The 21521-nt window shown below is 54.7% G+C and carries 16 protein-coding genes and 1 tRNA gene; 6 read left to right on the plus strand and 11 right to left on the minus strand.

Annotation, left to right across the window (positions count from 1 at the left end; genetic code table 11):
* Position 1 precedes the first annotated feature (1 nt).
* Both argJ and acpS read left to right on the plus strand, forming a co-directional pair.
* A complete protein-coding gene (gene argJ / locus KF752_09955) occupies positions 2-1219 on the plus strand; it encodes a bifunctional glutamate N-acetyltransferase/amino-acid acetyltransferase ArgJ (GenBank protein ID MBX3421864.1) in 1218 nt (405 codons plus the stop codon).
* On the plus strand, positions 1216-1671 hold the full coding sequence (gene acpS, locus KF752_09960) for a holo-ACP synthase (protein ID MBX3421865.1): 456 nt from the start codon (positions 1216-1218) through the stop codon (positions 1669-1671). The genes argJ and acpS overlap by 4 nt, the downstream gene beginning before the upstream one ends.
* Here acpS and KF752_09965 read toward each other — a convergent pair.
* Positions 1600-8298 (minus strand): hypothetical protein, encoded by a 6699-nt coding sequence (locus tag KF752_09965; protein MBX3421866.1) that lies wholly within the window; start codon positions 8296-8298, stop codon positions 1600-1602. The genes acpS and KF752_09965 overlap by 72 nt on opposite strands.
* Entirely contained in the window at positions 8295-11918 is a 3624-nt protein-coding gene (locus KF752_09970; protein MBX3421867.1) for a hypothetical protein, read from the minus strand. Before KF752_09970 ends, KF752_09965 begins: the two co-directional genes overlap by 4 nt.
* Positions 11919-12309: 391 nt before the next feature.
* Between KF752_09970 and KF752_09975 the strand changes: the two genes are divergently transcribed.
* Positions 12310-12642, plus strand: a complete 333-nt coding sequence (locus tag KF752_09975) for a hypothetical protein (protein ID MBX3421868.1) — start codon at positions 12310-12312, stop codon at positions 12640-12642.
* A 236-nt stretch (positions 12643-12878) separates the two neighbouring features.
* Here KF752_09975 and KF752_09980 read toward each other — a convergent pair whose 3' ends face one another.
* A complete protein-coding gene (locus KF752_09980; GenBank protein MBX3421869.1) occupies positions 12879-13094 on the minus strand; it encodes a hypothetical protein in 216 nt (71 codons plus the stop codon).
* Between KF752_09980 and KF752_09985 the strand changes: the two genes are divergently transcribed.
* Complete coding sequence (locus KF752_09985) at positions 13093-13956, plus strand: tetratricopeptide repeat protein (GenBank protein ID MBX3421870.1); 864 nt, start codon at positions 13093-13095, stop codon at positions 13954-13956. The genes KF752_09980 and KF752_09985 overlap by 2 nt on opposite strands.
* Before the next feature lie 102 nt (positions 13957-14058).
* On the opposite strand, the gene KF752_09990 is transcribed toward KF752_09985, so the two are convergent.
* Entirely contained in the window at positions 14059-15957 is a 1899-nt protein-coding gene (locus KF752_09990) for a sigma-54-dependent Fis family transcriptional regulator (GenBank protein MBX3421871.1), read from the minus strand.
* A gap of 317 nt (positions 15958-16274) precedes the next feature.
* Positions 16275-16415: a hypothetical protein gene (locus tag KF752_09995; GenBank protein MBX3421872.1), complete on the minus strand. Its 141-nt coding sequence runs from the start codon at positions 16413-16415 to the stop codon at positions 16275-16277.
* 470 nt (positions 16416-16885) lie between these two features.
* Between KF752_09995 and KF752_10000 the strand changes: the two genes are divergently transcribed.
* Positions 16886-16959, plus strand: a tRNA-Asp gene (locus KF752_10000).
* Between the two features lie 414 nt (positions 16960-17373).
* Here the strand turns inward: KF752_10000 and KF752_10005 are convergent.
* From KF752_10005 to KF752_10025, 5 genes are all read right to left on the minus strand, one after another.
* Positions 17374-17628, minus strand: a complete 255-nt coding sequence (locus tag KF752_10005) for a GlsB/YeaQ/YmgE family stress response membrane protein (GenBank protein MBX3421873.1) — start codon at positions 17626-17628, stop codon at positions 17374-17376.
* A gap of 196 nt (positions 17629-17824) precedes the next feature.
* A complete protein-coding gene (locus KF752_10010) occupies positions 17825-18256 on the minus strand; it encodes a four helix bundle protein (protein ID MBX3421874.1) in 432 nt (143 codons plus the stop codon).
* Positions 18257-18355: 99 nt separating this feature from the next.
* On the minus strand, positions 18356-18976 hold the full coding sequence (locus KF752_10015) for a dihydrofolate reductase (GenBank protein MBX3421875.1): 621 nt from the start codon (positions 18974-18976) through the stop codon (positions 18356-18358).
* Positions 18977-19550: 574 nt separating this feature from the next.
* On the minus strand, positions 19551-19976 hold the full coding sequence (locus tag KF752_10020; GenBank protein ID MBX3421876.1) for a hypothetical protein: 426 nt from the start codon (positions 19974-19976) through the stop codon (positions 19551-19553).
* Between the two features lie 175 nt (positions 19977-20151).
* Complete coding sequence (locus KF752_10025; protein MBX3421877.1) at positions 20152-20562, minus strand: hypothetical protein; 411 nt, start codon at positions 20560-20562, stop codon at positions 20152-20154.
* Positions 20563-20634: 72 nt separating this feature from the next.
* On the opposite strand from KF752_10025, the gene KF752_10030 reads away from it, so the two are divergent.
* Positions 20635-20955 carry a hypothetical protein gene (locus KF752_10030; protein ID MBX3421878.1) on the plus strand — a complete coding sequence of 107 codons (321 nt, stop codon included), beginning with the start codon at positions 20635-20637 and terminating at the stop codon, positions 20953-20955.
* A 107-nt stretch (positions 20956-21062) separates the two neighbouring features.
* Here KF752_10030 and KF752_10035 read toward each other — a convergent pair whose 3' ends face one another.
* The gene (locus tag KF752_10035) at positions 21063-21509 is read right to left on the minus strand and encodes a GNAT family N-acetyltransferase (protein ID MBX3421879.1); all 447 of its coding nucleotides are present in this window, start codon (positions 21507-21509) and stop codon (positions 21063-21065) included.
* Positions 21510-21521 lie beyond the last annotated feature (12 nt).

Raw genomic sequence — 21521 nt, forward strand, 5'->3', positions numbered from 1 at the left:
TATGACTAGTTTGCAGCTTCCCGTTGGGTTTCAGTTTGCCGGAGTGCGTTGTGGCTTGAAGTCAGCCAGTGATCGTCCAGACGTGGCGTTGATCCTCTCCGATGTGCCAGCTGTTGCCGCTGGCGTGTACACACAGAACTTGGTGGTGGCTGCACCTGTGGTGTTGTGCCGTAGCCGCACACCGCTGGAGACAGTGCGCGCGGTAGTGGTCAATAGCGGTAACGCCAACGCCTGTACCGGCCAACGAGGCCAGCAGGATGCACAGCAAATGTGTCGATTGACCGCAAGCGCTCTCCAGCGACAAATGACGGGCCAATCGGTGACTGAGCAGCAGGTGCTGGTCATGAGCACTGGCGTTATCGGACGTTTCTTACCCATGGAAAAAGTCAGCCGAGGAATTGAGCAGGCTGCGGTCGAGCTAGCGCAGGGAGAGACCGCTTTTCTGCGGGCCGCTGAGGGGATTTTGACGACCGATCAAGGTCGGAAAGTTACCACCCGAAGTTGCCAGCTCGGAAGCCGCCTGATTCGCTTGGCTGGAATGGCTAAAGGTGCCGGGATGATCGGGCCGAATATGGCCACGATGTTGTGTTGTGTAGTCACCGATGCACCACTTGCGGTTATGCAAGCGCAACGGCTACTGCGTGACGCAGCCAATCTATCGTTTAACAACATCAGCGTCGAAGGTCACACGAGCACCAACGATTCGATGCTCTTGTTAGCAAATGGAATGGCAGGCGGTCAGCAGCTGACGGGCGACGAAGAACAGGTGTTTGCCGAACATTTGCAGGCCATGTGTATCGAATTGGCTAAACAAATCCCCGCCGATGGCGAGGGGGCCGCGCATCTGATCGAAGTGCGTGTCGTCGGTGCAGACAGCTCCAGCGACGCTCGCCAAATCGCAGTGGAAATCGCCCGTAGCAATCTGGTCAAATGCGCCGTGCGCGGGGGAGATCCGAACTGGGGGCGAATTGTATCAGCGGCCGGTTACGCCGGTGCGGAATTTGATCCGCAGCAGGTTGATTTAAAGGTCAACGGCATTGAACTGTTCCGTCGCGGTGAGCCCGTTAGTTTTGACGCGCGTCAGGCCAGCCAAGCAATTCGCCAGAGTTTTGATACGATTATAGAGTTATCGGTAGGATCGGGCAGTGGCACCTGTACGCATTGGACCAGCGATCTCGGGGTCGAATACGTGCGATTCAATTCCGAGTACACCACATGAGCGGCTCGGCGATTACTCCAGTTGAAGCTTTCGCCAGTAATTGGCCCGGGGCTCTAGCAATTGGGACTGATATCATCGAGTGCCAACGAATCGCTAGGATCATGGATCGTCATGGCGAGGTCTTTTTGCGGCGAGTCTTTACGCCCCGCGAAATCGACTATTGTCAGAGCCGAGGGAAAATGGCCTATCAACATTATGCTGCGCGATGGGCGGCCAAAGAGGCGGTGCTGAAAGTGCTCGGCACAGGTTGGGCGGCGGGCATCCAGTGGACCGACGTCGAACTATGCAATCAAGACAGCGGCCGCCCAATGATTATGCTCTATCAACAAGCCAGCCAGATCAGCGATAAGTTAGGATTCGGCCAAATCATGATCAGCATTTCACACACTCAGCAATTCGCGATCGCCTTTGCCGCTGCGATGAAGGCGACGGTCTGTTCGGCGTCCACCTAAAAATCGACGAGACAGCAGTGCCCATGCGGTTAGACAGCCAACCAGCCCTGTGATCCAACTGAACGGCGAGGCCACACCAACCAGCACTGTCAGGAAAATCCAAGGTGGCCAGTAGCGGTGCTCCTGCAACATGCTCATCCGCTGACCAAGCCAAAGTGACGCCAGAATTGGGATGAATGCGATGACCAGCAGACCGACAACCATGGATCGGCTACGGGTCATCGGCCTGGGCTGAGTTGGAAAATCCCAGTTCATCTCCCACGCCGGCAGCTTCCAGAATTCGACGCCGGAAACTGCAGCTCGATGGCTGGCACTCTTGGGTAGCCCCCAATTCTCCGTGGCTGTCGCGCCTGCAATACTCGCCCAAGCTTCAGCCACCGTCAGCATACCGTCTTCATTCATATCGCTGTTGGCCAGTATGGCTTGCAGGTGTTCATCGCGAATACTTTCCTGCCCACTCAAGCCGAATTGCCAAGGTTGCCAACCCTCTAATTCAGCAGGCATCTCATCCGACTCCCTGCCTTCCAAGCCCGAATAGCATTCCAAGAGCATCGCCTCCCACGCGTCTCTGAGCGGATTCGCATCGACTGCCACAGCTTCACGCGGTGGGGATTGCGCTCCCATGGCGGCTGTCGTAGACAATAACATCTCGTCAGGCAGCCTGCTGCCAATCGCACGCGGCACGAACATTTGCAGTTGATTACTTGAATTCTGCCATCGAACCACCATGCGAATCGGCACCGGCAGATAGCTGGGTTGCAGTACCACCTCCAACTGCGAATTGCCAGTGGACCACAGCGCCTGGCGCCCCGCGACTTCGACCCCCAATACCTGACAGTCTGCCGGGATGGAAAACTGCTGCACGAACTGACCATTGGGCACCACCCAATAATGAATGGTGCCTAGTGCATTGGTTAAGCCGTGATACTGCAATTCCGTCCAAACAAAAGCAACTTTCGCAGGCTCTTGCTGCTCGGTTTCGGATTGCCAAATCCATTGAGTTGTACGCAGAGGCAATTCGTAAACTTGATGATCTGCATCACTGGGATGGGCATCGATTGTTTCCAGTCGTTCGGGGACGGATTCACCTCGCCGCCAGCGGAGCGGCTGTCCGTTCAGGTGACGGGGCAGAGCCAGTCGCAGCGCAAGTTCTTGTCCCTGCTGCACGGCAATTTTGGGGATGATGACTGAACGCGTTGCACTTGATGATTCAAGTGGAAAGGAAAACTCAATCTCGCGCCTGCCTTCGGGATTGGCTGGCGGAACCGGGATGCATGCATAGGTTCTCTTCCCATCTGCATGAGGCAGAAAGCTTAAGCCGTCGCCGCTCGTAGTCAGCCGCTCGCGCAGAGTTAGCGGGATATCAAACACCCCAAAGTCTAGGCTGTCCTCTGCTAGCCAGCCACACCTTACCGTCGCACGCCACCCTGGGCCTTGACGGTCCACAGTCAATACACCAATAGGATGTGAGGGTACTGGCGCGGCATCAATTCTCACTGCGATCGGTAGCCTGAGTCGGGACAACCATGAGGCCGGCAGGTCGAATTGCCCCAGCATGATGTCCAGCGAGTGTAGCAAGCTGCGTTGCCAGGCAGCTTGAGATGGAGAAACGATGGCAAGCCTGGAGTCCATCGGCTGAACGCTAACTTTCAGTTCGGGACCACGAAACAAACGATACGTCGCCGCGCGCGGCGGGTAACCGTGAACGACAATTCGTGGCACTTCGTTAATTTCACCCAGAAGCGGGGGCAACTCCAAAGTGAGATTCAATGTGCTCATCTGCCCAACTCCCTCTCCGCGGGCGGGAATCACTAGCTGCCGGTTATCCACGAGCGCCCCAGACTCCTGCACGCGGCCATTGACTTCTAACAAGGTGACCTGGGCCGATTCAGGAAGTTCCAGTCGAATGACATTAGAGCGGTCCGGAGACTGCCGCCAAACGGAATTCCAGTGCAGAATAGTGCGACCGGACTGGAAATAGATGGCGGTTGACTCGGAATAATCGGCCTGCTCAGAGGCCAATGCTTGATAGCGAACGCGAATCGCCGAGCCCAGCACCTGGAATCCGCTTCGTTGCTGCGCCGGAGCCCAGTCATTCCAATCGGCGACGTCAACGGCCAAAATTGGTTTGGCTCCGGCAGTGTCGGGAACCCAGGACGACCGTTGTCCTTTAGACCACCAAAAGTTCTTTGCTTTGATTGTAACTCGGTCTAACGAAATAAACGGCACTTCGAATCCGGTTGCCGAAATATCGGCTCGTCGCACCAGAGCCAACTGGATGACCCGCCGCGAGTCCGCCGCTTCTTTCAACCGTAAGCGACGAACGCTACGCTTGAGCGTCGTATTAGAAAATGCAGTAGTCAACAACTGTGCATCTCCCAATTCAGTGCCAACCGGTTGCCAATCAGAGTCGATCAACAAATCACATTCCGCCGGCAGCACGTTCACGCCATCAATTGTCACCCGACAGGCAGCATACAATTGGTCACCCTCAGCATGCAGCCAAGTCTCTGTGACCTGTTCTGCCACTTCGTCGGCGTTAGCGCGGTCAGTTTCAGTCCAACTGGCCTGCAAGCGCTGCACTGGCCCCACTGCCACCAGATAATCGCCGGAAAATGATCGCTGCATAGCACCACGCGCTTCAACGCTTAATTGCTCCACTTGCTCGACAGAATGGATGCGCAGAGTTGCATTCGCAATCGGTGGAATAGAAACGTCGATTGCAGCTCGGCGATCTCCAACGGTACGCGCCCGCGTCGAAAACTGAAGTGAAATCAGCGATTCTCCCGCTGAATCTGGGCGAAACACGATGCCGGCATCGCCGTCCGCTACACGAAAATTTCTAGCGTCCATTAGTCGGGCCTGACCATTCAATTGTGGTGCTCCCACGAGTCGCAGTTGACTGGGCCTAAACGGCAGCAGCAATTCTGACGAACTATTGCTGGCTGATACACGCAGCTCAACCGTCAGCTCCGCTTGCGAGAATGCTTCACGAGTGCCCGGACGAATCTTCAACCCGTAATTTACTGACAAGTATCGCGGTGCGGCCCTGTCGGTACTCTGCGCCCCGGCATACATCAACAAGTCTCGTAACTCTTTAGGCAGATACGCATATTCACCTGCAACTTGACCTTGCTGGTCCACCGGCAAGAAAAGTCCATAGACTTTTTTTTCCGTTGCATGACCGACTGCACTCTTCTCGGTTTCTTGACCGTGGGCCGGCAGGCCGTTCAACATCAGACAGGCAAGAAGCAGACTGGTGACCTTGGGAATAGCTCTATTGAGCACTGCTGTGTCTTGACTACGAACGCTCAGGGTCTCCACTAGTCGTGCTACCCCACCTATCAGATGCGCCAACACCAGCAATTGTCCGCAAGCCGCGATGAAACCTGTGGTCACCAAAAATCCGATGTACCATGCACTCAACAAACACCACCAATTGATCCAGGAGCGGCGCGCAGTAACCCAACTGACAACAGCCCCTAACAACATTGTAGCGGCCATGAAACTTGCTAATGCGTGACGATTGGCGATCCAAATCATCCTTGGCTTAGTGAGGCTGCCGGAGCTTTCCTTTACGTCCCAGGCTCCTATAGCCGACAGCGACATCAGCTGACCTGCCTGCGGTCTCATGTCTCCATCCGTGGTTGCTTGTACTACAGCCTCGGATGCCGACGATCCAAACTCCATGGAAAATAAATTTTGCCACCAACGCCCAGGAATAAACTGCTCGGCGTCAGCATCGTTTGCGGAATCTCTATCAGCTCCGAACAGCAATACTTTGTTAGGGGAGAACCAGATCTGTTCCAACTGCTCGATCACCGGCAGATCGAAGCGCACTGGTTCCAATGCGATTCGCGAAAAAGTCGCAGTAAGCGGTTGGTGGCCGATGAACTCACACCGCACATTAGCAGTTTGGGTGGCTGGTAATTCCAACTCCAATTTACCTGACTGCCAAACGTAGCTCTGAGTTTCCTGGCCTTCAATAGTGATGCGGACCACTTGCCATTGTTCAGGACCGTGCAACGAAACCACTGAACTTCCGGATGCCTGAACATCTGCAGTTACGAAATGCCTTGACTGACCATTATCATCAAATTCGTGCAGTATGGCAGCTCGCCAAATCCAGCTTTTGACTGGAGGTTCCGAAACTGGCCGAATGGCAAGGCGTTGACTGCCGGCACAATTCAATCGTACTCGAAAGGTACAGCGACTGGCTGAATCCGAGTTCATTGCCAAGTGACCCAAAGAATCACGGGTCAAGTCTGCCTGGGCAGCTAGTACTTCAGCGTCAATGCCAGCCAAATCTGCGGTCCAGTTTTGCGGCAAGCACACAGTGGCTACAGGATTGCTGGCCGCCGGAATACCGATCAATGCAATCGATGGAAACTCTCCCTCTGCCCGGACTGCAGTCGACAGACTTGTGGAAGCACGAATCGTCACCAAGGAACCGGCAATTCTCGGAAATGTGAGACGAAACGAAATTCGGGAATGTGGCGAATCGCCTTCAAGCAACGTGGCATCAATGGACTGCGGCTGCTGAACTCCCTCGAACCACTCAAATTTCCAGCTGCTCAGAGTCTCGCCGGCTGGCAATGTCAGATCAATCGAATCCATTCCAGCCGCTGGTGGCTGACAGTCAATTTGAGTAACGCAATTCCATTCTGATTCATCCGCGAGTTCAACTAAAACTTTGGATTGCGCTTGGAAATCCTGTGGCAACGTGTCAAATGCAAACAGACCGTGTGCATCCGCCAAGTCCTTGTATATCGCAGTCACTGGTTGCGGCACAAGCGATTGAACCCACTGGGGCAGTTCGTGCCGCTCAACGGTTGCTTGCGTCAGTTGAGTGCTATACCGCAATGCGTGACGATTTGTATTGGCGACGTAGTAGTATTTGGCATGCGGACCTTCCTGCCAATTAACGATGCCAGGAAAATCAATGGCCGCTGACGGTGACTGAGTGTCCAACATCTTGATGGCTTGAATCTGAAAGCTGCATTCAGCATTCATTTGCGGCTTCTGCCAGTTCAATACGATTTCCGCTGGTTGATTGCCAGCCTCTAACAGTTGTATGCTGAGACCATTCAAATCGCTGTTCATGATCTGCATCTGATCGACAGTCCAGCCTGGATGAATTGGCAGTCGCAGTTGGTTGGATGTCAAGTCCCGACCGCGAAGCTGCACAGCGACATTGGCTACGACAGATGTTAACTGCGGCTCCAGTCTGATGAGGCTCATCCCAGACCACCGCTGTTTCTGCCGCCCGACTCGAACGATAGCTCCGGGCGGGTTACCCATCCACGCGGCGGCCCAACGTTGCCGCCCGCCTGACAATTCGCCAACAGGGGCCTCGTCGGATGGCTGCAATCTAAATTCAACATCCGACTGAACGTCCAAGATTTGGTGTGGCGTCAGTCCGATAACTTCAGAAGTTCCACTGGCAATAAAAGCGTTGACCAGCTCAATTCTTGGTAGGCCAAGCAGTTTATCACCGGCCAACATTGAATAAGCCTCCAATGAATTCGACTCAGAGTCTGCTGCTGGCTGTAAAATCGAAACCAACGACGCCACAGCTTGCACTTCAATTACCCCGCCGGGAGTTGAACCGCTTTCGATCGCGATGATATTGCCAAGAAGGTTGGGTTCGGAAACTACCTCCCAAGCCATGGTTTCGCCGTCTCGACTTAAGTCGGTCAGGCGTAGAGCTGGGTCAAGCCTCAGTTGCAAAGTCCCGCCAGCTGAATGACTGGACAATACAAATCTGCTAACCACGCGCAGCTCGTCGTGATCCAACATGTACCGACAGTTGGCTGATCGCAGCAGATGATTTAATACGCCAACAGGTTGACTCGAATCCGTGGCCACAAGCAGTTCGAACTGCGAAACGCCTGAAAGATGCGCTAGCCACCAAACTCGCTTCTCGGTTGCGGTCACCAACGTTGGCTCGCTACTGGCAGGCCAATCCGGAGGCAGATAACTTTCGGGACGCTCGACCTTTTCAATAGCGACCTGCGGGGAGGTAAGCTTGAGCGATGAATCGGTGGCTAGCAACAAGCGCCCGCTCATAGCCGGCGGCAATCGAAACTTAAAGCTGCGCTGATCGCCAGTAACCGTCGGTGTAAGTTGAAATCCGAACCATCTGGTGGGATTTTCCGCGGATGCACTGATGACCAGTGCACCGAGACCGTCAAAGCTCAAATCACGCGACAACTGCAACATTCCATCGGAAATTCCTCGAGCGTCGCGAAGGGCCAGTGACACCTCACCCAACGTAGCAGAATGATTCACTTCTGGCACAAGCCCGCTGAATCGCCAACACGATAATTCTGATGCCACCATTTCACGATTGAGAGTTGCGACATAAACCGCCTCGGCGACTCCCGGCGGATCCATCTGTTGTGACAATCTCCGCTGCTGGATCTGTTGCAATCGTGACACCAACTCGGATATCTCGACGGGCCAATAATCCGACGGAATTCGCTGGCCCTCATCGGATTCTGGCACCAAGACCGCCTCAAGCTCCCAGTCGTCCTGCAGTTCCCGCTGTACCGCTGGTTGTCCATGCGCAGAATTAGCCAGCACCAACACCAGACAGGCTAGCCAGACGAATGGACTCTGCCTCATGAATGCACTCCACTGGTTTCGGCCGTTGACGGAACTGACGGTGCAGACACGCCCGATGAAGTTCCGCGCGCAGGCCGTGATCCGCTGGGAGAATCGCCCATATCGAACCTGGAAGCGGACCCGGCTGAGAACACGCTTCTTCGTCGTACTCGATGCTGCATGGACGCACGTGTCAACCACATCAACATCACCAGCCCCAGCGCGACAACCGCAGTCTGGGCAAGTAACACCGATTGCTCTGGCCAGATCATGGCACTGGTCAAAAGCAATCCCGCTACCAGTACCCAAACGCTGGGTGCTCGAAGAATCGGCAGGTGAAACGTCAATAGCGTCAGCGTCACTGCAATTAACCCCATGGGCAACCACATCACAAAGCGAGATAAAATCCAGACATCGACTGGCGGCAACTCTCCCTGACAGCTCATCACATAGTTGTTGGAACTCAATGGCGGTGCAGTTTGAATACCGGCTCCCAGCCAGGCTTCAAAATCTGATTGCCCTAGTTCGTTGGCTCGCGCCCACCAGGCTCCCTGCCAATGCCATTGCCAATGAGCGGTCAGTTCTGACGGACACCAGCCCAGGTGATAGACGCCCGGAGTAATTACCTGCCAATAAAATCGCTCTTGAGGATCAGATTCTAAGACTGACGCACAGGACAAAGGGACTTTCTGAGCCCATGACAGCGATTGGTTCAGCAGATAGAACAGCTCGATCACATGCTCGGCTGCGTCCGGTATTGCAACAACGACCTGATTCAAGTTGTAATTGTAAATCGCCTGATCACTTGTTAAAGCCACGCCATCCAAAGCAACCTTGTCGAGCTGGGCTTGATCTGGAAGCTGCAGAATTAACTCGCCAGCACTCGTTTTCACGCGTGCAACAAATCGATCTCGTCGCAGATCGCCGGCCAACATGGTTTGCAGCCATGTACCTTGAGTCGTTGTGTAAATGCCACTTGAAACCGCTGGCCGATGCAAGGCGAACGTCACATACCGCTGCCCCCGAGACAATGACTGTATTGCCGATTGGTTGTAGAATTCATTGGCCAAGCGATGCATTTTGTCTAAATAGCGAATGTCGAACCCGTTACCAGGTCGCAGTTGCCAACTACCACGTGAAGCGGGGCCGGTGACTGGTACATTCAACTGGGCTACGGGGACCCGCAGTTCAACGACAGAGGCCGTGTCTCGCGAATCCAACTCCGAAGGCTGTGAATCATTGTGGACAACAGTCTGCCTGGCTCGCTCCACAGTTATGGCTGATTGGATTGTCAGCCGAAAATTTCCGATCAACTCTGGGACACCGGTCAATTCGATTTCGCGCCACCTGGGTTCATCCTCTGGAAGGCTGGCAGCAACGCTGTCACTAGTGATAGGCGGATCAACCGACTGCTGCGCTTCAACCGCCAGCTGCGGCAGTTCTTGGTAGGAGACCACATACTCTCCCAACGTGACCTGCAATGGCAAGGCATCTTCTCGCACTGATAGCAGGATCTGTTTTAAGGGCCTATGCGCCACCTGCAATGAAAACGTCTGCGAAATGAGAATCTGGTTTTCACGGGCTTCTAAATCGACCTGCTGATCCACACTGACCCGCTGAGGGAGAAACATTGCCTGCCCAACCCAGCGCAGGGGATCTACTCGTCTCTGGAATCGATAGATGTGTTGCCGGCTAACATTTCCCGACAAGAATCGTTGATATTGAGCCGGTAGGGAATCCGGCAACAAACCTGACGAGGCAGCTAGATCAGGCTGCGTAGAAATCATCTCGTCACTGGTTACAAACAGCCAACCGGATGGTTGCTCAACTACAGATTGATCAACTTCCGATGTACGCTCCACCAACGGCAGCGAGACATCCACCAGCGAGTTAGACTGACCGTCCCACGCGACGGTCGCCCCGATGCGCAACCAGGTGGCATCGACTGGAAGGCCATCGCGGGCCGGTGACTTGCGCAGACCGATTACATAGACGCCATCTTCACGTCGGCGAACTGAAATAGGCTCGGTATCCACCGCATAGGGTTGCGCAGGATCAGGTAGCACACAAATGGAGCCTTCATCCACTTGCCAGGCGTTGGCCATTAGCCCGATCTCTGCACTGTCGCCTTCGATTCGACACTCCAACCAGGTCGTCAATTCAATGCGGTCTTCTAGCAGATGAACGCGATAGAATGGTCGCACGTAGGGCAATTGAGAATGCTTCCGAAAGGACATACTGACTGGTTCTTGCGTTTGTACGAAAGCAAACCTTAAGCTCTGCCGGCCAAAGTTGTTGTCACCAATCCGATTGTTCTCTAACAATTTGGCGGCGGTACCCGTGTCATAGGTTGCTTTGACGCTGCCGGGAAAAACGATCTCTAGCGAGCGGCGCTGCCGGTCCGCTCCGGCTAACTGAGGAGCCTGTAGGCCATAGTGTGCGGTACCGTCAGATACTTGGGCACCCTGTGGCAACCACCTCCAAGACAATTTCAGATTCTCGATAGATGGCAGCGCCGACGTATCTGCATTCTCAATCTCTAGTACTTCAATTTTTGCGTCATCTGCCGTCGCGGTCGGAGTGTCACCTGTCGCGGGATCGGCAGTCCCTGGGCCGGACGCTGTCGCCGGAACGCCGGCCGTGTCTAGTTGCGCCGGCACGACGCGCACCGTTAGTCGCAAACGATCCCATTCCGAATCTGGCAGATCGCTCCATTGACCCCCGGGCGGTAGCGCCAGGGAAATCTTGTGACCGGGGTGCGTTCCACGCCAACGTAAGGCTATGGTTGTCGTGCCAGACCAGAATTGCTCGGCATCAATCGGATCAAACGCTTCCATCACGGTGTCACAATCAGCTTCTATCGCCCCGATTTCCGGGTGCGTTTGTGCTTTGCGCCACGTCAGCGAAAAGCCTCCACCTCGCGAACGGATTTGCAGGTGTATGCCGCCTTCATCGGTCGATTGCTGAACAATCAAGTCGTCTCCACGCACTCGAAAGTCATTTGAATCGAGTGGCAGGTGAACTTGGATCGTACACAGCGCGACTGGCAGGTCGAGCGCAAGCTCACTTCGCTCCCTTGACTGTTCAACCGGCGACTTGCCGAAAAGCTTCAGACGATGGCGACCAGATTGCGAGGCCAGCACCAGCCATTGATATCCATCCTCTGTTGGCAACAGTCGCTGTTGAGCCACTTCGTCAGGAGTTACAGACTCAAACTCAGCCGGTTGCACCAGTTGCAAACGCTTCAGTCCAATATTAAATCGCTGGACGGCTTTGGACGCTGGCGACTGTACCTCCAAAGCAGCTTGCACTGAAGCAATCGCCTGGCTGACGGTTACACTAAGGTCGACAGTGCTAACCAACGCCGGCATTTGTCCTGCCTCGCGATACACACGTTCCAATTCTCGCAATTCTTCCAAGGTGTAGTGCGTAAGCGGGCGACCGTCCTTGCTCTGAATCCAAATACGCTGCTGAGGTTGAATCAGTCCCTCTTTGAGCAAGACACCTGGTTCAGCGCCAGAGTCCAATGGTTCCTGCCCGTTCGCGGCAGCGCTTAGGCCAATCCACAAAAAGCCAGCCACAGCGGACAGCCGGAGCCACCACGGCAAACGGCTCCGATAGAGCGCAGGACAATTCCTCACATAACTCCGTACGGAGTCGCAGAGGGATACTGTCCCAACTCGAATTGGGTTTGGATGGCCCATCCACTGAGGCTCAAGGAAGGCGGATGAAAAGTCGTGATTGGCACGCAGAGCATCAATGCTCTAAGCTTATCCATTTTACGTAATCCACAAGCTTTTTTGAACTGGTGGCTGCCTCAGGTTGATCACGGATTGAAAAGCACAGGCGTCAGAAGCCACATAATCGGAACTTAAAGCAGCCTCAGGCGGTGGCCATGGGACTTCAAGCTGGGAAGTTTGCGTTGCCGCTACCATCCATGAAAACCATGATTGACTGATCGAACAGAATCTGCCGATGGTGTCTCAGGTAAACAGTGCGCGGTTTGGGCCGACTAATTGAGCGACAAGACAAATGAATTTGGCAGAAAATTCAGATCGTGCAGCATTGACGCAATCCGCCGTGGAACGCGTCCGACAAGCGGTTATCGGTAAGCTGGAAAGACTTGCTGGGCGCGCCCCGGATCTGGTTCATGAAACTATCTTAATTCGCAACGGACTATTTTGCGGTCGCCGTTTCCAGTGGGAAGGCTATCAGGTCATCTGGTTCCTAGAAGAGGATCAGGTCAAGTTTATCGGCCCTTGTGGAAACATTCTGAATACAACGGCAGTTGCTCCTCTCGTGCAGTCTCATGACCAGCACAATTCTCTCCAGTCATATCAGCTTGATCATCGAAACGCTGCGTAGTGAACTGCAGATTGCTTTCTGCACAAATCGCTACGCGCATCTTCAATGCTGCTAATCGTCGCGCACTCAATGCCGCCATCTCGCCGCGAGAATTCAGGCTGCGTTTTGGCAACTTGTAGCGAATCAGCTAATGTTGCCGTAGCGTTTGTGACGAGATTGTCGGTTGGAGGGACAAGGGCGCTCGCAGCCGAGCCACCCGCATCCGAAGTACCAGCGCTAGGAGTTCATGCTGTGTTTCAAAAGCTAACCAAAATATCATCGTCGCAAGCATTGCTGTTGGCATTTGCTTGCACCGTCAGCTCGACGGGCTGCACCTCACTTAGCTCGCCTCGCAGTTGGTTTGGTGGCACCGCTTCAACACCAGCGCAGCCGGCGACATCCTCGCTTGCAAATTCTGCGACCGGCATGACCGCGCAATTCAAGTCGATGGGAACGGCTATGAGCAGCGCCATGGGCAAAGCCAAAAATGCAGTAGTGTCGACCTTTAGCACGAAGACCGTCGAGAACGTTGATCCTGAAACTAGCCTGGCGCACATGCCATCAAACTTGGGAGCCGAGATTTGGGTCACCAATGGTCAGATTTTTGAAATGAAAGGCAACTTCAACGCCGCGTTGGATAACTACACCAAAGCCCTGGAGAAGGAGCCGAATAATCTGGCTGCCTTGCAGAGCACAGCGCGCTTGTACATGCGTCAAGAACAGTTTGCATCAGCCATCGACTTCTATCAACGCGCTGCACAAGCCTCACCGACCGCTGAGAACTACGCCGAGTTGGCCGATGCCTTGCACAGAGCCGGCAAACTTCCGGAAGCTCAGGCATCTATTCAAAAGGCAATTTCACTTGACCCCACATCGACGCGTTATCGCAGTAGCATGGCGGGCATGTTGATCGCTGTGGGGCGATCGGAGGAAGCCGTCAAGCAGTTGGAACAGGTAATGCCGCCTGCCTTGGCGCACTACAACGTCGCTCATCTGCAAGCCAGCAACAAGAATCCGGCAGCGGCTCAGCAGCATCTCCAACTAGCTTTGCAACTAGATCCAAACCTTCAGCCCGCACGGGAATTGATGGCCAAGATAACCCAAAATCCAACGGCGCAGACAGCCATGGCTGCGTATGGCACTGCGAACCATATTTACCGAACCGCCCAAGCCAGCCTGAACAATTCTGCGGTTTCGGCGGGGCCAACTGTGGTCGGCACCCACGCAACGCAGCAGACAGGCCTGACCGCCAATCATTTGCCGCCACCGCCATCGGCCAGTCCTGCTGGTCAGATCAGTGTCCCGCCGTTGCCGGCGCTTCCGCCAAACTTCTAACCAGTCTCACCCGGTCCATCGGGCAGCCAGCGTTCAGCGCACCGCCTGAATGGGCTGCGTAGTGGTGCCTGCACTCGATGCACTTTGGCCGTGTGACTTGAGTTACTTGTGATGCGTGTCCATGCCAAGTTGCGACATCTTGCGATAGAGGTTTGAACGGTGCATGCCGAGCTGCTTGGCTGCCTGTGCTAGGTTCCCCGCTGAAGCCTCAATATGCCGCTGGATATACTGCCGCTGAAATACTTCAGTAGCATCTGTTAGCGGCATATTCGTGGGGACGGTCCCCACATCGCTTGACGATCCAGGAGCCAGCACGAATGCCAAGTCGGTTTCCTCAACGATATCGCCGCCGACAAGGTAGGTGACGCGCTCCATCAAATTACGCAGCTCGCGAACGTTTCCCGGCCATGAATGCAATCGCAGACGACGTTGCGCTGATGGTGCTAAGGCGAGCGGCCGGCGACCAATCTGGTGCGCAAACTGCAGCAAGAAATGCTCAGCCAGCACGACCACGTCATCTCCGCGCTCACGCAGCGGCGGCAATTGCAGCGTGACCACGTTCAAACGAAAGTATAAATCTTCGCGAAAACGCTTCTCGCGAACGAGCTTGGCCAAATCTTGGTTGGTGGCCGCGACCACGCGAACGTCCGTATGAATTGGCCGCTCGCCACCAACACGTGTCACCAACTTTTCCTCAAGCACCCGCAACAGCTTCGCCTGTCCGCTCAAACTCAATTCGCCTATTTCGTCCAGCAGCAATGTGCCACCAGATGCTAACTCAAATTTCCCCGCGCGATCTTGAACGGCATCCGTAAAAGCACCTTTGACGTGTCCGAACAGCTCGCTTTCAATCAGCGTCTCGGCGATAGCTGCGCAATTAACCGCCACAAATGGTTGGTCCCGACGACGACTTTGTAAATGCAATCCGCGAGCGACGACCTCTTTCCCGGTTCCATTTTCGCCGAGGATCAGCACAGACAGTTCGGTGGCTGACACGCGGCTGACTGTATCCCGTAACGCCACAATCTGTGGACACTCCCCGACCAATTCAACTGCGCCGCCGGCCAATCGCACTAAGCGTTCACGCGACTCAATCAGATTGGCGATTCGCTGCAGATTCTCGACCGCCGTTGCAGCATGCCGTGCCAGTTCGGTCAAAAAACTTTGATCATTCTCAGAGAATTCGCCGCAGCGGTGATTGAGTACCTCGAAAACTCCCAGCGGCCGATTCTTGCGATCCAGCAGAGGTACGGCTAGCAATGATCGAGTTGGATAGCCAAGCTTTTCGCCGACCTGGGAATTGATTTCAGTTTGATTCTGCGTTTGATCCCAACGCCGCGGACGACTATTACGCAGGACATCGCCCGCAATTCCCTGGTCGTCGCGGATTCGGAGCCTTTCTCCGGAAACGCCCAATGCAGGATACCCAACCAACTCGCCGCGCGGTTTGTCCCACAAAAAAATGCTGGCTCGGTCGCCTTCGAGCACACGAGCCGCAGCTTGGGCCATCGAACTGAGCAAATCAGTCAAATCTTGATTCTGCTGCCAACGTCCTGCTAACTCCAGCAGCACCTCCAATTGTCGCCTGCGCACCTCAAGAGCTACATGCCGACTGGCGATTTCAATTCCGGAACGCAACAAATATCCCAGGGCTGCGGCCTCACTCAAGGCGACCGCGCTGTGGGGGCTGACCAGCAATACTTCGGCGGGCAAAGATCGTCCAGTGATTGGAATCGCCATCCAGCCGCCGCCTTGCGCGATTTCCGATTCATCTCCAGCGGTAGCGGCCAAGTCGATCGGCAACTGCGCCAACGCATCAGACTTGCCTGCCACCGCCCAGTGAGCCTCTTGTTGATGGACCCAGGCTATGCGCGTTGAAGGAAAATGTAGTTGCAAGGCCGACAGGGCAAGTTCTCGAAAGTGGTCCACGCTCGCGCATCTACCGACCGCCGTCAACAGTTCGCTAGCAATCATGCAGTCGTTGTCGTTTTTGGAATGCATGGCCAGCGTTTTTCATTTTGTTCGGCAATAGTCCGGGTGATGCCAGCGGTAACTGTGCAGCAGTGGCCGCGTTACCCCAAGTGGATCAGCACGGCACAGGAGCTTCAGATGCGAATAGTTCGGCAGGCGTTGCTCCACCGCTGCCGGTGTCGTACCTGCATAGCAACCCCCACGAAAATGATGCGGGAAAAAAACTGCTGCACGTAGTGTACCCTAGCCCACCTGTGGCTTACAACTGGCAATGCGAAGAAGACTGCGAAGCTTTGGTACAGCCCACGACGTTGCCAATCCATGCGGATTGGCCAGAATCCCGTCGGCTACAGCTTGGAGCGCAGCGCCATGAATCCGACGATCACGAAGATGACGGAGACGATGCCCCATTGGGTCATGTCCAGTCGCTCGATGAAGTCGGACAGCCCTGTCAGTAATTGCCCTGCTAGCTTGGATACTTGATTCATGATTCGCCTCGCTAGTTCTCGCTAAAAACCGGCCTCAGTTGGTAGAATTTGACCTCGCCGTCGGTCGTCCCCAGTCGGTGACAGCCAAGCCCTGCTATCCAAAATCAATTCATTCGTAGCTCGCAGTTGAGCAACTCGCGGTATCAGCCGGTGACATGTCGGCGGATCGCCGATCAAAACTCGCTGTACTGGTCGGATCGTAGCGGTTATCCCTGTCGGTCTGTGGGCATCGTTGGCGGCCGAGTCCAATTGCCTGCCGAACGAGTTGTATCTGAATCTGCATGGCAATTTATAGGCAATAGTTAGGGTGCCATGGCCAGCTGTTTTCTGCGGTTCAATCGTCCTGCCAACAAATCTGTGCGCGAATGCGTTTTCGCAAACAATGGACTTGCAGCCAAAAACGGGCTGCGTATAATCGCCGGGCACGAGAAAAGGGCTGAGTAAACGTTCATTTGCTCCCATGCCCAATGGGGGCCGTAGCTCAATTGGTTAGAGCACCGGCCTGTCACGCCGGAGGTTGCGGGTTCGAGCCCCGTCGGCCTCGCTTTTTTCTCGTCAAGTGAATCCTGGGGTTTTCTGATGACCTGCAATCTTGTTGCAGTGCGCTATTGTGCCCCACAGAGCCGGTAGGCTAATGCTGGCCGCTTCATTCCACCTGCGGACACAGCACAATTACGAGCGCAAGCCTAAGCACCCGTTGACGCGCCGACTAGCACTTCGTCTCGGCATTCCGTCTTGGCTGCGCCTCAACTCCAGCAGCACAGCGATCCCTTACCTTTTACTCAACATTACTCTCATATCAACTGGACAGAGATTGGTGGCAGCCCAAGTCCTTCGCATAGCGACCGCTACAACCGAGTCGCAGGATTTGATTTTCCACTCCGAATCAGCCCTGCTCCGCGACTTCGGTTGATCGCATTGTTATGCTTCTTCTTGCGCAAGCGTTGTGGCCGTTTGGTCAAGTGGCCTTCTTGATCAGGCCGATAACAAACAGCAGAATCACAGCGCCAATTGTTCCTCCAGCGATCTGGTTGAGGATGGCTGAGTTGAACAAATTGAGACTGCCAAACAAGAATCCGAAGACTAAAGCACCCAGGATTCCGACGACAATGTTTCCCAGTATTCCAAACCCGCGTCCCTTCATGATTTGTCCAGCTAAGAAGCCAGCGGCCGCGCCAATAAGTAAAGCGATAAGTAATCCGGAAATGTTCATGTGTTTTCCTGTGGCAGAGCAGAATGGTCAGTTGAATGGGATGATGGACACGTTTCTTCAGAATATCGATAATGATTGTGTTTGAATGAAGCAGTGGTTTTGCGACTGCATAACGACCAAGGTCGCCGGGCGCGTGCAGATGACATTCTACTTCAAAACCTGCCCGTTCGCCCGCTCCGGTGCACCGCCTTGTTCTTCAGGTTTCCGCGCAGGGCGCGTACTCGTACTCAGCATCGCGATACTCGCACTCGATTCGATCCTCGGACGCCCCAGCGGTTCGTTGAATCAGTCGAGTCAATATTGATACGATTCGATTAAGCTCTCGTTTGCCACGACAACTCAAATCATCGTCAATCGCTCCGCAGTCCCGCAATTCGTCATGAATCGCGGCACATTCCAGCGCCGACCTGCGAGCGATTTCAAAAAATCGATTGTTGTCCTTCAGACCTTGTTTCCCATGGCCGTCGGCAATATTCAGTGGAATCGATTGCGCCGCGCGCAGCCATTGATCACGAGCTTGACGATTCGTCTCGCCGAGCGATTCAGCGATTTCATACGAGAATGCCACATACGCGATCGACAGTCGATAAACATCGAGTCGTTCATGATCGAAAGTCGGTTCTGCCATCACGATCCTTTCGAGTACGAGTACCGTTGCACTGAGTACGAGTACGACTGTTCTGCCGAACGACCAAGGTAACCCGGCGGCGGCCAAGGACCTTCGATTTCAGTGTCCGCCCGATACGCCGCTCAGGTTGACCGCCCTGTTCGGCGTTTCGTTCGCCCTCACTGCGAGTGTGTTCGGGACTTCGTACCGCAGTTCAACGAAGCCCGTTCCAATCTGACTTGCGGATACGAGGCGCAGAGGCGGCGACGACAGCCGCCGTGGAAACAAAGGTTTGCCCCGCCCCAACGTCACCGATCCAACCTGTACGATCAATTCGTCGAGTAGCCCCGCATCGAAGAATTGTCCGGCAAGTTCCCCGCCGCCAACGATCCAGATGTTCGCGGAACCAGCCGCAGTTCGCATTTCTTTATGCACAGGTCGTACGTCGCCTTTGACGAACCTTACGTCGGCACCGGGCGCGAGCGGCAGAACCCGCGAGGAGAAAACCCACGTGGGTTGTGCGTACGGCCAAGTGCTCCCCAGCTGATCCTTGATGACGAGCGCGTGACGAAGCATCCACTCGTAGGTCGATGAGCCCATTGCGAGAGCACCTACGCCGGCGATGAATGCCGGGTAACTGGTGTCATTCACATCGCCTAGCGGGAAGAGCCAATCTAGCGAGTCCTCCTCGGTCGCAATGAAGCCGTCGAGACTCGTGGCTGCGTAGTACTGCGTCTTCATGCTCTGAATTCCACCGATATCTCACCAGACTGACGCCGAACGACACGCATCAGCGGGCCGGCGCGAGATGCATTGATTTGAAAACCGACCTGATCGCCGGCTCCGTTGCATGCGATTGTTCATTGCGTCTTCCGGGAATGCAAGCAGTCATTATACTGCATTGCCACACCCCTTGCAGCGTTGTCCACTGGGTCCCGACCAGACGCGATATGTTCCGCAGGAAATAAAGCGAATTTCTGGTTTGAGTTGGGATCTGCAAATTTGGCAACGATGTTCGTATCGCGTATTCTTGGAATTCTTGGCGAGTCGTGCCAAGCAGATCGGACAAATTCCAGATTTCTTTCGATTCGCGTGTTTCTTCGCACGGTGTGGCAACGAGTCTTTGTCATCGATTGCGTCATTAAGTGAGTTTCTTCGCAAGCGCCGAGATGACTGTCGCTTCGTGAAGACGGTGGGCCGCTCTCCGGGCTCTTGTTACTTGTGCCGGTTAGTGACGAGATTGACCATACTCAATCCTGGATGTCAAAGCGACGAACGCTACCGTTCACCGGGCCGCCGCCGAAAAATTCCGATTTCAAACCCGCGTGATCGGCGGCTTCGGTTGACCGCATGGACACGTGGACTTGTCCGGCGTACCAACGAAAATTCGAGGAAGGCGTTCGCAAATCGCCGCAAGCGCCAACAAAAAGATGGCCGCAATTATGGTACCGATAATCGCGCCAACTAGTCCACCAGTCACATACCAGACTATTGCCGGTATGTCATTCGTCGCACGCCAATACAACCAGTGTCCAGTCGCAATTCCGATGGCGGCAAAACCGCCGCCCATAATGAACCGGAAGATTCGCCCCGGCGATGAGCCTGATGACCGCGATGCAACAGCCAGAAACGGAAGTGCAATCAGCAACGCGATCGGAATCATCAACAATGCGACGAGCGCCCAACCGACAATGTCCTCGAAAGTGTCGAACGTGCCAGCGACGATTATCATTTGAGACATGATGAGAACCAATCCTGCGATTCGTATGCGTTAGAGTTGTATCCGTTTCGCTCAGGAGGTGGTCTTCGTCCACGTACCGACGGCGGTAACCGGGCCGCCGCCAAGAGCCTTTGATTTCAAAACCCGCGCGATCGGCGACTTGGGTGTATCGCTTTGTTCGGCAATTATACACCGCCTACTGATTTGATAACGCTTTGAAGCCTGTGGGTTTGGGATTCTTTACGCACCATTCAGAAAGCAAAGCAAACTGCAACGATTCGGCATCGAGAAATGGGCCGCCGCAATTCCGCAAATCTGAGAGAACCGCATGAAAACCTAGTAGGGATTTATCGAGAATTGTCGGGAATGCAGCCTGTTTCGAAAAACCTTGTGATCGCATCAGTTCCGTATGGGAAAGGGAGCGATCCCCAATGTGGTAAATGACAATGCCAAGTCCAAAACGATAATGCAGTTCCAGTCGATGATTCCCGCGAACGAACTCACCAATGGAATACTGTCCACCAGACGAATTTCCGACAGTCAACATTACGAACCTGAAGCCAGCCGGTTCGAGCAGTTCGCCCAAAATCGCTGCACCGACACGCAATTGTTCTTCTGCTAAAAAAAATGATCCAGGTTTGCCGAACGCTCCGCATCACGGTGCACGATAGGAAAAACTATGCAATCAGAAAAGACGCCGATGAGTGCTCCCGTGCATGCGGTTGTTATGCCGCCGTGTGAGCATGGGGCGCTTGCCATTTTGGTGGAGGTGCCATTCAGTGATCGATGGAACGCATGCGATGACGTCGCTGAAGCCTACGCGGTGGAGGTTGGCGACGACATCCCAGGCGGTTGCATTATTTGGGGTCGGTATCACAGGAAGTGGCAGCCAAACGTATCTGGCCGCTGGTTGGTGTCGCGTTTCATTCGAGGGGCGTCACGGATGCTGCATAGCGAGCAACGCGGTGGAGACGATTGGGGTGGAGTGGATGGGGCATGATTCGCTGGCTGGTAGAGCACCAGTCGGCATAACGTCGTAATGAACCGCGCGCCGCGCGGGCGCCAAACGCTGGCACGCCGGCTCCGGCGCGTCGGTTCCTTTTGGAGTTAGAGCCCATTTAGCGACCTCGTAAGGCCGACCACATGCCATCGCTCGGTGAAGCCCAGCCTCCGGTAGAACGCCTGAGCTTCAGTGTTCGTCACCTCGGCGTCGGTAGCCATTTCCTTGCAACCTTTGGTTTTGAACCATTCGCAGGCGAAGGTAACAAGCCTGCGTCCGTGCTGTTGGCCACGATGATCGGGATGCAGATAGATACCTTCAATGTAGCCGACTGGACCGCCAATGCAACCATCGACGAAATTGCGTAGCGTGAGTTCCAGTAGCCCGATAGCGTCACCTTCATCGGACCAAACGAGAAAACACTCGGCTTGGTCAGACGCGAACAGCCACTCCATCTCCTCATCGTGGAACCGTGGATCGAGGTCCGAGTAAACGGCCTGTCGCATCCGCTTCCAGATCGGGAATTGCTCGCGTTCAACGATAGCGATACGCATGTGGTTCCGTGG

The organism is Pirellulaceae bacterium (assembly GCA_019636385.1).
Taxonomy (GTDB): domain Bacteria; phylum Planctomycetota; class Planctomycetia; order Pirellulales; family Pirellulaceae; genus Aureliella.

What these genes read in the sequence shown, in the direction of transcription:
- argJ (MBX3421864.1), top strand. Translation starts at nt 2, where the DNA reads ATGACTAGTTTGCAGCTTCCCGTTGGGTTTCAGTTTGCCGGAGTGCGT.
- acpS (MBX3421865.1), top strand. Translation starts at nt 1,216, where the DNA reads ATGAGCGGCTCGGCGATTACTCCAGTTGAAGCTTTCGCCAGTAATTGG.
- KF752_09965 (MBX3421866.1), bottom strand. Translation starts at nt 8,298, where the DNA reads ATGAGGCAGAGTCCATTCGTCTGGCTAGCCTGTCTGGTGTTGGTGCTG.
- KF752_09975 (MBX3421868.1), top strand. Translation starts at nt 12,310, where the DNA reads ATGAATTTGGCAGAAAATTCAGATCGTGCAGCATTGACGCAATCCGCC.
- KF752_09985 (MBX3421870.1), top strand. Translation starts at nt 13,093, where the DNA reads ATGGGCAAAGCCAAAAATGCAGTAGTGTCGACCTTTAGCACGAAGACC.
- KF752_09980 (MBX3421869.1), bottom strand. Translation starts at nt 13,094, where the DNA reads ATGGCGCTGCTCATAGCCGTTCCCATCGACTTGAATTGCGCGGTCATG.
- KF752_09990 (MBX3421871.1), bottom strand. Translation starts at nt 15,957, where the DNA reads ATGCATTCCAAAAACGACAACGACTGCATGATTGCTAGCGAACTGTTG.
- KF752_09995 (MBX3421872.1), bottom strand. Translation starts at nt 16,415, where the DNA reads ATGAATCAAGTATCCAAGCTAGCAGGGCAATTACTGACAGGGCTGTCC.
- KF752_10005 (MBX3421873.1), bottom strand. Translation starts at nt 17,628, where the DNA reads ATGAACATTTCCGGATTACTTATCGCTTTACTTATTGGCGCGGCCGCT.
- KF752_10010 (MBX3421874.1), bottom strand. Translation starts at nt 18,256, where the DNA reads ATGGCAGAACCGACTTTCGATCATGAACGACTCGATGTTTATCGACTG.
- KF752_10015 (MBX3421875.1), bottom strand. Translation starts at nt 18,976, where the DNA reads ATGAAGACGCAGTACTACGCAGCCACGAGTCTCGACGGCTTCATTGCG.
- KF752_10020 (MBX3421876.1), bottom strand. Translation starts at nt 19,976, where the DNA reads ATGTCTCAAATGATAATCGTCGCTGGCACGTTCGACACTTTCGAGGAC.
- KF752_10030 (MBX3421878.1), top strand. Translation starts at nt 20,635, where the DNA reads ATGCAATCAGAAAAGACGCCGATGAGTGCTCCCGTGCATGCGGTTGTT.
- KF752_10035 (MBX3421879.1), bottom strand. Translation starts at nt 21,509, where the DNA reads ATGCGTATCGCTATCGTTGAACGCGAGCAATTCCCGATCTGGAAGCGG.